Annotated in this window: 12 protein-coding genes and 1 tRNA gene; 5 read left to right on the top strand and 8 right to left on the bottom strand. The window is 71.1% G+C overall.

Annotated features, from left to right (window positions below; genetic code table 11):
* Window positions 1–28: 28 nt before the first annotated feature.
* Genes MRBLMI12_RS15755 through MRBLMI12_RS15740 form a run of 4 tightly spaced genes read left to right on the top strand, consistent with a single transcriptional unit; the run spans window position 29 to window position 3,421 of the window.
* Window positions 29–706 carry a DedA family protein gene (locus MRBLMI12_RS15755; RefSeq protein ID WP_349427428.1) on the top strand — a complete coding sequence of 226 codons (678 nt, stop codon included), beginning with the start codon at window positions 29–31 and terminating at the stop codon, window positions 704–706.
* 4 nt (window positions 707–710) lie between these two features.
* A complete protein-coding gene (locus tag MRBLMI12_RS15750) occupies window positions 711–1,766 on the top strand; it encodes an App1 family protein (RefSeq protein WP_349427427.1) in 1,056 nt (351 codons plus the stop codon).
* 28 nt (window positions 1,767–1,794) lie between these two features.
* Window positions 1,795–2,508 (top strand): SOS response-associated peptidase, encoded by a 714-nt coding sequence (locus MRBLMI12_RS15745; RefSeq protein WP_363357302.1) that lies wholly within the window; start codon window positions 1,795–1,797, stop codon window positions 2,506–2,508.
* A 40-nt stretch (window positions 2,509–2,548) separates the two neighbouring features.
* A complete protein-coding gene (locus MRBLMI12_RS15740) occupies window positions 2,549–3,421 on the top strand; it encodes a 3-methyladenine DNA glycosylase (protein WP_414686222.1) in 873 nt (290 codons plus the stop codon).
* Between the two features lie 2 nt (window positions 3,422–3,423).
* Here MRBLMI12_RS15740 and MRBLMI12_RS15735 read toward each other — a convergent pair whose 3' ends face one another.
* The 7 genes from MRBLMI12_RS15735 to MRBLMI12_RS15705 are packed head-to-tail and all read right to left on the bottom strand — an operon-like array spanning window position 3,424 to window position 10,900.
* Entirely contained in the window at window positions 3,424–4,626 is a 1,203-nt protein-coding gene (locus MRBLMI12_RS15735; protein WP_363357301.1) for a glycoside hydrolase family 3 N-terminal domain-containing protein, read from the bottom strand.
* A 52-nt stretch (window positions 4,627–4,678) separates the two neighbouring features.
* Window positions 4,679–6,355, bottom strand: coding sequence for an acyl-CoA dehydrogenase family protein (locus MRBLMI12_RS15730; RefSeq protein WP_363357300.1), 1,677 nt, complete (start codon window positions 6,353–6,355; stop codon window positions 4,679–4,681).
* A complete protein-coding gene (locus MRBLMI12_RS15725) occupies window positions 6,352–7,437 on the bottom strand; it encodes a zinc-binding metallopeptidase family protein (protein WP_363357299.1) in 1,086 nt (361 codons plus the stop codon). Before MRBLMI12_RS15725 ends, MRBLMI12_RS15730 begins: the two co-directional genes overlap by 4 nt.
* A 41-nt stretch (window positions 7,438–7,478) precedes the next feature.
* Entirely contained in the window at window positions 7,479–8,618 is a 1,140-nt protein-coding gene (locus tag MRBLMI12_RS15720) for a PQQ-dependent sugar dehydrogenase (RefSeq protein ID WP_363357298.1), read from the bottom strand.
* The gene (locus MRBLMI12_RS15715; RefSeq protein ID WP_349427421.1) at window positions 8,615–9,091 is read right to left on the bottom strand and encodes a VOC family protein; all 477 of its coding nucleotides are present in this window, start codon (window positions 9,089–9,091) and stop codon (window positions 8,615–8,617) included. Before MRBLMI12_RS15715 ends, MRBLMI12_RS15720 begins: the two co-directional genes overlap by 4 nt.
* A 53-nt stretch (window positions 9,092–9,144) precedes the next feature.
* Window positions 9,145–10,227: a sensor histidine kinase gene (locus MRBLMI12_RS15710; RefSeq protein WP_363357636.1), complete on the bottom strand. Its 1,083-nt coding sequence runs from the start codon at window positions 10,225–10,227 to the stop codon at window positions 9,145–9,147.
* Window positions 10,220–10,900, bottom strand: coding sequence for a response regulator transcription factor (locus MRBLMI12_RS15705; protein WP_363357297.1), 681 nt, complete (start codon window positions 10,898–10,900; stop codon window positions 10,220–10,222). Before MRBLMI12_RS15705 ends, MRBLMI12_RS15710 begins: the two co-directional genes overlap by 8 nt.
* A gap of 86 nt (window positions 10,901–10,986) precedes the next feature.
* Here MRBLMI12_RS15705 and MRBLMI12_RS15700 point away from each other — a divergent pair, with 86 nt between their 5' ends.
* On the top strand, window positions 10,987–11,652 hold the full coding sequence (locus MRBLMI12_RS15700) for a M15 family metallopeptidase (RefSeq protein ID WP_363357296.1): 666 nt from the start codon (window positions 10,987–10,989) through the stop codon (window positions 11,650–11,652).
* An 80-nt stretch (window positions 11,653–11,732) separates the two neighbouring features.
* On the opposite strand, the gene MRBLMI12_RS15695 is transcribed toward MRBLMI12_RS15700, so the two are convergent.
* A tRNA-Ala gene (locus MRBLMI12_RS15695) sits at window positions 11,733–11,805 on the bottom strand.
* Window positions 11,806–11,819 lie beyond the last annotated feature (14 nt).

The raw sequence follows: 11,819 nt of genomic DNA, 5'->3' as shown, positions 1-11,819 counted from the left end.
GGGGCGCGGCGGCCTCTAGGCTCGTGGCGTGAACGAGTTCCTCACCTGGCTGCTCGACGCCGTGCAGAGCGTCGACCCGGTGCTGAGGACTCTTCTCGCGGGCTTCGCGATCATGCTCGAGACCAGTGTGCTCATCGGGCTCGTGGTTCCCGGCGACACCATCGTCATCGTCGCCGGCACGGCCGTCGCGTCGCCCCTCGAGGGGGTGATGCTGGGTGTCGCGGTCGTGGTGGGCGCCCTCATCGGCGAGAGCATCGGCTTCTGGCTCGGCCGGTTCCTCGGCCCGAAGATCCAGCACTCGCGCCTGGGCCGCCGGATCGGGGAGGCGAACTGGGAGCGCTCTGAGCGGTACCTGCGCCGCCGTGGGGGTCCCGCGATCTTCATCTCGCGATTTCTCCCGGTCCTGCACTCGCTGGTGCCGCTGACGGTCGGCATGAGCGGCTATCCGTATCGGCGCTTCCTTGCGTGGACGATCCCCGCCTGCGTGATCTGGTCGACCCTGTACATCTCGGTGGCGGCCCTCGCCGCCGGCACGTACCGCGAGCTCGCCGACCAGCTCCACTACGCGGGATACATCTTCGTCGGCATCATCGTGCTGTTCCTGGGGCTCGTGTTCGTGAGCAAGAAGGTCATCGAACGGGCCGAGCGCAAGCACCTCGACCACGAGGGTCCGGACGAGGCCTCCGTGGCGGACGTGAAAGACTGAGGGGATGCCCCAGACGGATCCCCAGCCCGTGCGCGCCAAGGTTCTGTGGTTCGCGCGCCTGGAGTACCGGTTCCACGCGTGGCGGGAGCGACGTGCGCGCCGGCGGGGCCAGAAGCCCACGGTGACACCGTTCCCCGGATACGGCGGTCCGGGCTGGGTCCGCGTGCTGGGTCGCGTCATGATCGTGCCGCCGGCGAAGGTCTCCGAGGGCGGCGAGTATGCCGGGGTGCGCGGCTGGCGCAGTTTCGTGGCCGTTCCGATCGGCTACGCGCAGGTCACGGTCACCATCGCGGGGGTCGAGCACGAGGTCGTCGCCGACCGCGGCGGGGTCATCGACACGCGACTGCCGGCGGCGCTGGAGCCCGGATGGCAGACGTTCACGATGACGGTCGAAGGCGGTGAGCCGGTCGAGACGCGCGCGTTCGTCGTCGCGCCCGACGTGCGGTTCGGCATCGTGTCGGATGTCGACGACACCGTGATGGTCACCGCCATCCCCCGTCCTCTGCTGGCGGCCTGGAACTCCTTCGTCGTCGACGAGCACGCGCGCCAGCCCGTTCCGGGCATGGCCGTGCTGATGGAACGCGTCGTCCGCGAGAACCCGGGAGCGCCACTGGTCTACCTGTCGACCGGCGCCTGGAACATCGCCCCGACGCTGATGCGGTTCCTGAGCCGCCACGTCTTCCCGCCGGGTGCGCTCCTGCTCACCGACTGGGGGCCCACCCACGACCGGTGGTTCCGCAGCGGCCGGGCGCACAAGCTGTCGAACCTCCGGCGCCTCGCCGAAGAGTTCCCGGACGTGCGGTGGCTCCTGATCGGCGACGACGGCCAGCACGACGACGCCATCTACACGACCTTCACCGACGAGCACCCCTCGCGAGTGGTCGCGGTCGCCATCCGGCGCCTCTCCCCCGCCGAGGCCGTCCTCGCGGGCGGACGCACCGCCGTCAACGACCACGCCGCGGCCGAGGTGCCCTGGGTGAGCGACAACGACGGCGCCGGCCTCCTGGAGCGGCTCGAGGGCGTCGGCGTGCTGGGAAGCACCGGCACCGCAACCCTCTGACGTCGGAGCCCGCGCGTAGGCTGGCGGCATGTGCGGACGCTTCGTAGTGGCCAGTGCCGGTCCCGAGCTCGTCGGGGTGCTGCGTGTCGACGTCGAGGGCGACGACCTGCCCGAGCCCTCGTTCAATGTCGCACCCACGAATCGCGCCGCGATCGTGCTGGACTCCGCCAAGACGGAGCCGCCCACGCGGCGGCTGGAAGCAGCGCGCTGGGGACTGATCCCCTCCTGGGCGAAAGACACCAAGATCGGCGCGCGCGCCTTCAACGCGCGGGCCGAGGAGCTCGAAGACAAGCCGATGTTCCGCAGTGCGCTCGAGAAGCGGCGGGCGGTGGTGCCGACATCCGGCTATTACGAGTGGAAGAACGTCGACGGCGTCAAGGTCCCGCACTTCATCCACCCCGCCGACGGCGAGCCGCTGTTCCTCGCCGGCCTCTACGAGTGGTGGCGCGACAAGACCAAGGGCGACGACGACCCCGAGCGGTGGCTGCTGAGCTTCACGATCCTTACCCGGGACTCGATCGGTCACCTCGGATCGATCCATGACCGGATGCCGCTCTTCCTCGACCCCGACCACGCGGATGCCTGGCTCGATCCGACCACCGACAACGTGCGCGACGTGCTCGACGCGGCGATCGACGCGGCCCCGGCCCTCGCCGACACGCTCGAGGACCACGAGGTCTCGAAGGCCGTGGGCAACGTCCGCAACAACTCCCCGGAGCTCATCGAGCCGGTCGAGCCCTGAGCCGCGCTGAGCGTGCGGGGCGCCCGCGTATCCTCGAACGGTGACGATCGCGCCTCCTGCCGTCCCGGCGCTCGCCGGCGACGCCTGGCGTGCGCGCGAAGCGGCGCACGAGGCTCGCGCCCGGGCACTGACGAGCGCCCACCGCGAGCGCGCGGCACGGGGCGAAGCGCACCCCGTCGAAGACTTCCTGTTCACCTACTACTCGTACAAGCCTTCGGCGCTGCACCGATGGCATCCGGGCGAGGGCGTGGAACTGGCGGATGCCGCGGCCGACGCCCGGGCCGCCTGGCGCTGGTACCGACCCGGCACGACGGAGGGTTCGATCGCCGTCGACGGTGCGGCCTTCCGCGCCGAGCGGGGCGCCCTCGTCGCGAACGTCGGCAGGATCCTCCGTGCCACCGCGGACCGGCCCCCCGGCTTCGGCTGCTTCGGCCTGCACGAGTGGGCCATGGTCTACCGTCAGCCGCAGCACCGGCATCCCGTGCCGCTGCGGCTCGGGCAGGCGGCGACCGATGCCGTCGTCGAAGCCCATGAGCTTCGCTGCACGCACTTCGACGCGTTCCGCTTCTTCACGCCCGAGGCGGCTCCGCGCAACCGCGAGACGCCGACCCGCGAGCGGCAGGCGGATCTCGAGCAGCCGGGGTGCCTTCACGCCGGGATGGACCTGTACAAGTGGGCGGTGAAGCTCGGCCCCCTCGTTCCGGGCGAGCTGCTCCTCGACGCGTTCGAGCTCGCCCGTGACATCAGGGTGCTCGACATGCGCGCCTCGCCCTACGACCTCGCCGACTGGGGCTACGACGCCGTCCCCATCGAGACGGCGGAGGGCAAGGCCGCGTACGTGCGTGCCCAGCGGACCTTCGCCGACCGCGGCCGGGTCATCCGGGGGCGACTGATCGACGTCGCCGCGGGCTGAACTCAGCCCGCAGGGCCGCAGGTCGTGCAGGGCAGGTCGCCTTCGCCCGCCTCGGCCACGGCGAGGCGCAGCTCCATCACGCGTGTCGCGGCGTCCTCGAGCCGGTCGGCCGGCAGCGCGCCCGACTCCACGGCGGCGACGATGCCGTCGATGACGCGCGGCGCCGTGTCGGGCGACGAGTACACGACCGTCAGGACCATGTCGTTGCCCGCGGCCAGAGCAGCCACGGCGTTGGCGACGGGATCGGCGTACTGCGGCTGACCCGAACCCTGCAGCATTCCCAGATCGTCGGTGATGGTCACACCGTCGAAGCCGAGCTCCTCCCGCGCGAGACGGTGCCACTCGGGTGACAGGCTCGCGGGCCCGGGATCGACAGCGGTGTAGGCCAGATGGCCGAACATCAGCATCTCGGCGCCGGCGTCTATGCCGGCCTCGAACGGCAGCGCGTCTGCGGCACGCCACTGGTCCAGCGTGAGGTCGGTCGACGGGATCGCGGTGTGCGAGTCGCCAGGGGCGGCTCCGTGTCCGGGGAAGTGCTTGAGCGTCGAGAACACCGAGCCCTCCTCCCCCCGTACCGCGGCGGCCACGCGTTCCGACGCGGCATCAGGCGTCGTGCCGAGCACGCGCCGGTGGATGAACGAGTCCGCGTCGGCCGTGACGTCCGCCACGATGCCGAAGTTCACGGGGATCCCGGCCTGCCGTACGAGCGCCGCGCGACCGGCGAACGCCGCCTCGGCAGCCGACGGGTCTGCCTGCTGCAGGGCGAGCGGCGCGGGGAAGGCATCCCACGGCAGCCGCGACACGTCACCGCCCTCCTGATCGACAGCGACCAGCGGGGGTCGTGCCGGGTCCACCGTCAGTGCCGCGGTGATCGCCCGGAGCGCCGCTTCGTCTCCCGGGATGTTCGCACCCATCAGGAGGAAGCCGCCGACGCCGGAGGACTCCATGTACGCATGGAGCGCGGCGGCATCCGTGGTGGGGATGTGCCCCATCACGACGCTCCCCGCGCGCTCGCGCAGAGACATCGTCGCCACGGCTGTCTCGGCCGGCGTCGCCTCGGGCGTGGGCGACGGCTCCGGCTCCGCCGAGGCCGTCCGCGACGGCGATGCCGACGGGGTCACGGCGGGAGTCGAGGCGCATGACGTGCACATCGCCGCGAGCGCCACGACCGCCGCGAACAGGGCGAGGCGCGGCGCAGATGTCACCCGGCAAGCCTAAGCGCGCTGCGTGCGAGGGGTCTGGGAACGGAAGGACGCGTCAGTGGCGCGCGACGATGGCCGCGGCATCCGTCCCCATCGGCAGCACGCCGTACTGCGCCCCGCGCTCCTCGCCCAGGCGCGCGGCGATGAAGGCCTCCGCGTCGCGCCCCGGCGCGTGTCGCAGCATGAGTGAGGCCTGGAACGCCAGTGCGAGATCCTCGCTGAGGCGACGGGCCTGCGACGCGCCCTCGCCGGGATCCGCCGTCAGCCGCTGCAGCAGGACCAGTGTGCGGTCGACGTGGCGATCGAGCGCGACGGAGGCGCCTGCGGTGCTTGCGAGCTCGTCGGCGAAGGCGTCGCCCGAGTCGCGGTCGCGCGTGAGCGCGCGCAGCACGTCCAGGGCGATGACGTTGCCCGAGCCCTCCCAGATCGCCATGACGGGCTGCTCGCGATAACGGCGGGCGAGCGGGAACGACTCGGTGTAGCCGTTGCCGCCCAGGCACTCCAGCGCCTCGTACGCGTGCTGGGGGCCGCGCTTGCACACCCAGTACTTCGACACCGGAGTCGCGAGGCGACGCAGGGCCACGTCACGGTCGGATGCCTCCGCCTCGAAGAGCTGTGCCAGGCGCATGCCCGTGAGCATCGCCGCCTCGTACTCGAGCGCGAGGTCGGCGAGCACCCCCGTCATGGCGGGCTGATCCACCAGCAGCGCGCCGAACGCCTCGCGCCCGCGGGCGTGCCAGAGCGCCTCGGCGAGGGATTGACGCATACCCGCCGCGGTTCCGAGCACGCAGTCGAGGCGTGTGCGCTGCACCATCTCGATGATGGTGCGCACCCCGCGGCCAGGCTCTCCGACGAGGAATCCGACAGTGCCGTCGAACTCCACCTCCGCCGAGGCGTTGGAGCGGTTGCCGAGCTTGTCCTTCAGCCGCTGGATGCGGAACACGTTGCGCATGCCGTGCGGCAGGACGCGGGGCACGAACAGGCAGGTCAGCCCTTCGTCGACCCCGCTGCTGCGCGTATGCGCCAGCACCAGGAATCCGTCCGACATCGGCGCCGAGCAGAACCACTTGTGGCCGGTGAGCTGATACGCGTGACCGCCCATGGCCTCGCCGACGGTCGTGCCGGCCCGTACGTCGGAGCCGCCCTGCTTCTCGGTCATCGCCATCCCGATGAGGGCGCTGGGCTTCGCGCCCTCCACGATGAGACGCGGCTCGTACGCGCGGGAGTACAGGCGCGGCAGCCAGGTGTCGGCGATCCACGGCGAGCCCTCGATCGAGGCGACAGCGGCGTGGGTCATCGACACCGGGCAGGCGTGCCCCGGTTCGACCTGCGCGAAGAGCATGAACATGGCGGCGCGCGCGACGTGCGCCCCCGGCCGCGGATCGGCCCACGCCGAGGTGTGGGCCCCGCGGGTGATGGCCTCGCCGATCACGCGATGATACGACGGGTCGTACTCGACCTCGTCGAGGCGGTAGCCCCAGCGGTCGTGCGGGTACGCGACGGGGGTGTGGAGGTTCGCGAGCTCCGCGTCGCGCTGGAACGATCCCGAGCCGACGACTCCCCCGGCTTCACGCAGCCCGTCCTCGGCCCAGCCGGCGCCGAACGCGCGCACGGCGGCGCCCAGCGGCGCGTTGAGCGCGAACTCGTCGACGTCGACCCGCCAGGGCGGCTGATTCTCGACGTAGTGCGTCGCTGCGCCGATCACCCGCTGCCCCCGCGCGAACGAGGTCATGATCGCTCCGTCTCCACCGCCATCGCGAGGGCGTACTGCTCTCCCGGGCTGAGCGGCGCCCTCGTCACGATGTCGTGGACGAACGCGAGCTTGTGGCGCACCGGTGTCACGATCGTGAACGGATAGAGGTCGCCGAAGCCCATCGAGCGGTTGATGCGGTTGAATCCCTGCGACAGCCATTCCCAATCGGTGAGCAGCCGCTGGATCGGCTCGCGCTCGTACGAGCCGAGGGGCACGACATCCGTGTCGCGGAGGTTCGTCACCGACGCGTCGAGATGGATGCCGATGACCGCCGCGGTCTGGAGAGTGCCGGTGATGTGGAGGTAGTGGGCGAACGTCTCGGCGAAGTCCTCCCAGGGATGCATCGTCGCGTACTCCGAGATGAACGACTGGCTCCAGTCGGACGGCGCACCGACCTGGTAGTGACGCTTCAACGCGTGACGGTAGCTCGTGCGCTCGTCGCCGAACAGCTCGCGGCAGCGGGCCCACAGCTCGTCGTCGGTGAGCAGCACGTTCTGGTAGTAGTGGCCGACCTCGTGCCGGAGGTGCCCGAGGATCGTCCGGTAGGGCTCTCCGAGGCGCACGCGCAGCGCCTCTCTGCGGTCGTCGAGGCTCTCAGCCAGGTCGATGGTGATGATGCCGTTGGAGTGCCCGATCGTGACGGGCTTGCCGTCGGACAGGCTCGAGATGAGGTCGAACCCGAGGCCGCCCTTCTCGACGTCCCAGCCGACGATCGGCATGCCCAGGTCCGCGAGCTGGAGGATCAGGCGACGCTTCGCCTCCTCCGTCTTCGCCAGCTTCTCGAGCGCGACGGTGTCGTTGCTGGCCGGCTGGCGGCGCGTGAGCCGGCACGAGAAGCATCGGCCGGCCGGCGCGTTCTCCCACACGAGCCAGTTGCACGCCCACTCGCGGTTCGAGCACGTGTACCAGTTCTCGCCGTCGATGACGACCTGACCGTGTCGGATGCCGTGGAACTCGCGTGTCGGCAGGTGGTAGCCGATCTCGGCTTCGCAGTTCGGACACCGCAGGGTGTCGAGGTAGACGAAGTGGCGACAATGCGGACAGCGGGGCTGCGAGCTCACGGTCTCACCGTAGCGTGCCGCCGTGGCGGCGGGAGCATGCGTCACGGCGCCGGAACGAGCTCAACCCGCAGCAGCCTGTCGTCGTCGGGTCGCGGCGATCCGCGCCCGTCGGTGTTGCTCGTCAGCAACCACAGCGAGCCGTCCGGCAGGGCGACGACGTCGCGGAGCCGCCCGTACTCGCCGGTGAACGCGGCTGTCGGCTCACCGACCGCCACTCCCGCGCGCGTGTCGAGCTGCCAGAGCCGCTCGCCGCGGAGACCCGCGACGAACACCGTGTCGCCGACGGCGGCGATGCCACTCGGACTCGCCTCGCTGGTCGCCCACTGGGCGACAGGATCGGCGAGTCCCTCACGTCCGGCGATCCCTTCGACGACCGGCCAGCCGTAGTTCGTGCCCGGTTCGATGCAGTTGATCTCGTCCCACGTGTTCTGCCCGAACTCGCTCGCCCACATCGTCCCGTCTGCGGTCCACGCGATGCCCTGCACGTTGCGGTGTCCCATCGACCAGACCCGCGTGCCCCACGGATTGCCCGGCGCCGGATCGCCGTCGGCGGTGATGCGCAGGATCTTCCCGCCCAGCGCGTCCGGATCCTGAGCGGCGTCGCGCTGCTGGGCGTCGCCCGTGGTGACATACAGGTAGCCGTCCGGGCCGAACGCCAGACGGCCGCCGTCGTGTGTGTTCGCCCGCGGGATGCCGTCCAGCACGACGTCCGGCTCACCGAGCTCGAACGATCCCGGGTCGCCCTGCAACGGCATCCGCACCACGCGGTTGTCGTCGACGGCCCCGAAGTAGGCGTACAGCATCGGTGTATCGCCGGTCGTGAGCAGCGCGAGTCCATGGAGCCCCGACTCTCCGCCCGACACCACGCCGGGCACCGTGCCGACCGGGCGCACCGATCCGGCCGCTGTCAGTTCGAGCACGGCGCCGTCATCGCGCTGCGAGAGGAGTGCCCCGCCGCCGGCGAGCGGCACCACCGACCACGGCGCGGCGAGGCCCGACGCGAGAGCGCCGGTCACGCCTGCGGCCCGCCACCACGTGTCCGCCGCCGAAGACCGGCTCGGCCCGACCGTGGGTGCATCGGCCGAAGGCACCGGCCGCGGCGCGGCGACGCTGCAGCCCGAGGCTGCGAGCAGCAGCAGGACGAGGCATCCGATCGCCAGTCCCTGAGCGCGTCGCCTCATCCGTCCGCCACGGCCGCCTCGAGCGCGGCGAGGTCGATGCGCCGCATGCGGAGCATCGCCTGCACCGCGCGGTGCGCGATGTCGGGATCGGGGTGACGGATCAGCTCGACCAGCCGGTCGGGGATGATCTGCCACGAGAGGCCCCAGCGATCCTTGAGCCACCCGCAGGGCTGCTCCTGCCCGCCGCCCGCCGTCAGGGCGTCCCAGTAGCGGTCGACCTCGGCCTGATCCCGGCAGGGCACGTACAGCGAGAACGCCTCGGTGAAGGGGAACTGGGGTCCGGCATCCATCCCGTAGTAGTCGCGTCCCCCCAGCCGGAAGTGCACGTGCATCACCTTTCCGCCCATGCCCGGCACCTCGTCGGGATACCGGTCGATCGTCACGACCTCCGAGTCCGGGATGAGCGTCGTGTAGAACGCGACCGCCTCTTCGGCGCTGTCGTCGAACCAGAGGAAGGGGGTGACTGCGCTCATGCGTCCCACACTCGCCGACCGGACGGATGCACGCAATGGGTGGATCCGCGCCCTCACCCTTGCTGCGGCAGTCGCACCGTCACCCGCAGACCGCCATCGGGGCGCGGGGCGATGCTGAGCGTCCCCCCATGAGCGTCGGCGATGCTGCGGACGATGGCGAGTCCCAGCCCCACGCCGGCATGGTCGTCGGTGCGCACCCGCTCGCTGCCCCGCTGGAACGGCTCGGTCAGCGTCGAGACGAGCTGCGGGCTGAGCTTCTCACCCGTGTTCTCGACGACGATCTCGGCGGCATCCGCCTGCACGGTCGTCACAAGATCCACGGTGCCGCCGTGCGGGAGATTGTGGACGATCGCGTTGTGGACCAGGTTCGACACGAGCTGCAGCAGCAGCGCGGGCGATCCGTACGCGGGCGCGACCGTGCCGTGCGTGCGGAGGGTCGTGCCGCGCGCCTCCGCGAGGGGCAGCAGCGCCTCGGCCGCCTCCTCCGCGATCAGCGACAGATCCACGGGCTCGCGGCGGAACGAACGCTGATCCGCCCGGCTCAGCACCAGGAGCGCCTCGGTGAGGCCGATGGCCCGGGCATTGACGATGCGGAGACGCTCGATCAGTTCGTCGACGTCGCGATCGGGATCGCTCCGCGCGACGTCGAGCAGCGTCCGCGTGATAGCGAGCGGCGTGCGCAGCTCGTGCGAGGCGTTGGCGGCGAACCGGCGCTGCTCCGCCACGTGCGCCTCCAGCCTCGCGAGCATCGCATCGAAGCTGTCCGCCAGCTCGCGGAACTCGTCGTCGGCGCCTTCGAGCTCGATCCGGTGCGACAGCGAACCGCCCGCGGCGAGCCGGGTGGCTTCGGTGATCCGCCGCAGCGGCGCCAGCATCCGCCCGGCGAGGAACCATCCACCCAGCAGTCCGAACGCGAGCAGGAAGAGCAGCGCCCAGACGGCGGCCGGGGCGAAGGCGCGGATGAGGTCGCCACGGTTCGGCACGAACGGACCAGGCCCGGTGATCGGCCCGTTGGGCACGTAGCGCAGCAGGAAGACCCAGACGATCGCGAGCAGCACCCCGCCGGCGACCATCAGGAACGCCGCGTAGCTCAGGGTCAGCTTCAGCCGGACACTGAGCCCCGGCTCCCTAATCACCACCGGCACTTCCGTCCGCGTCGATCCGGTAGCCGACTCCGGGAACGGTGGCGATCACCCAGGGTTCTCCGAGTCGCTTCCGGAGGGCAGAGACCGTGATGCGCACCGCGTTGGTGAACGGGTCGGCGTTCTCGTCCCAGGCCCGCTCCAGCAGGTCCTCCGCGCTGACGACCCCGCCGTCGGCAGCCATCAGCACCTCGAGCACCGCGAACTGCTTCCGGGTGAGCGCGACGTAGCGGTCGTCGCGATAGACCTCGCGCCGGAACGGATCCAGCCGCAGTCCTGCGATCTCCCGCACGGGCGGCCGGCTGTGCGCACGGCGGCGATCGAGGGCGCGCAGGCGGAGCACGAGCTCCTGCAGATCGAACGGCTTCGTCAGGTAGTCGTCGGCACCGAGCCCGAAGCCCGTGGCCTTGTCGTCGATCCTGTCGGCGGCGGTGAGCATCAGGATCGGGATGCCGCTGCCCGACGAGACGATGTGCTCGGCGATCTCGTCGCCGGACGGCCCCGGGATGTCGCGGTCCAGGACGGCGATGTCGTAGGCGTTGATGCTCAACAGCTCGAGCGCGGTGTGGCCGTCGCCCGCGATGTCGGCCGCGATGGCCTCGAGACGCAGGCCGTCGCGGATGGCCTCGGCCATGAGAGGTTCGTCTTCCACCACCAGCACGCGCATGCTCCGATGGTACGAGTCGGCGCATATCGTCCCCCTATGCGAAACCGCATACGCCGTCGCAACGCCCGCGCGTGTGGAGTGGGAGCATGTCTCGAACTGCTTCCGCACGTCTGAAGCCCTCCGTCGCCCTGTGGGCAGTGATCGCCGCACTGGCCGTCGTGTGCGCGGTCTCTGTCGGGGCGGCGCTCCACCAGTCTGCAGCCGGCGCCGACCGCGCCCCGGGCAGCGCCCTCGCGCAGGAGTCCGGTTCGGGCGTCCCGGCGCAGGGCCCCGCGGATGTCGCGGCCGACGGTGTCGTCACCGAGGACGACGGCATCCTTCCCGACGGCGTCACGGTGCTCGACGGCGCCTACCCGGGCATCACCCAGCTGTCTCCGGATCTGCTCGACGCCTTGCGGCGGGCGGCGGAAGACGCCCGGCAGCAGGGCGTCGTGATCCATGTCAACAGCGGGTGGCGCTCCCCCGAATACCAGGACGAGCTCCTCCAGCAGGCGGTGTCGCAGTACGGATCCGAGGCCGAGGCCGCCCGGTGGGTGGCCACCGCTGCCACCTCGGCGCACGTCGCGGGAGAAGCCGTCGACATCGGCTCCTTCGACGCCGTCGCCTGGATGTCGGAGAACGGCGACGCGTACGGACTCTGCCAGACGTACGGCAACGAATCATGGCACTTCGAACTGCGCCGGGAAGCCGTCGGCAGCGGATGCCCCGCGCCGTACGCGGACCCGACAGAGGACCCGCGGATGCAGGGATGACCCGCGAACTCCGTTCCCGCCGGACCGTGGGCGTCGGCGGGCAAACCGAAAGGCCGCCCTGATCGGGCGGCCTTTTTCGGTGGACCTGAGGGGACTCGAACCCCTGACCCCCTGCATGCCATGCAGGTGCGCTACCAGCTGCGCCACAGGCCCAGACGCTGCTCCCG

The organism is Microbacterium sp. LMI12-1-1.1 (genome assembly GCF_040676455.1).
Lineage (GTDB): Bacteria > Actinomycetota > Actinomycetes > Actinomycetales > Microbacteriaceae > Microbacterium.
Note: the sequence above shows the minus strand (reverse complement) of the source record. Positions and strands in the feature narration are given on the sequence as shown.

Coding starts and splice junctions, on each gene's coding strand:
- MRBLMI12_RS15750 (WP_349427427.1), top strand. CDS start 711: ATGCCCCAGACGGATCCCCAGCCCGTGCGCGCCAAGGTTCTGTGGTTC.
- MRBLMI12_RS15745 (WP_363357302.1), top strand. CDS start 1,795: ATGTGCGGACGCTTCGTAGTGGCCAGTGCCGGTCCCGAGCTCGTCGGG.
- MRBLMI12_RS15730 (WP_363357300.1), bottom strand. CDS start 6,355: ATGACCTCGTTCGCGCGGGGGCAGCGGGTGATCGGCGCAGCGACGCAC.
- MRBLMI12_RS15720 (WP_363357298.1), bottom strand. CDS start 8,618: ATGAGGCGACGCGCTCAGGGACTGGCGATCGGATGCCTCGTCCTGCTG.
- MRBLMI12_RS15715 (WP_349427421.1), bottom strand. CDS start 9,091: ATGAGCGCAGTCACCCCCTTCCTCTGGTTCGACGACAGCGCCGAAGAG.
- MRBLMI12_RS15705 (WP_363357297.1), bottom strand. CDS start 10,900: ATGCGCGTGCTGGTGGTGGAAGACGAACCTCTCATGGCCGAGGCCATC.
- MRBLMI12_RS15700 (WP_363357296.1), top strand. CDS start 10,987: ATGTCTCGAACTGCTTCCGCACGTCTGAAGCCCTCCGTCGCCCTGTGG.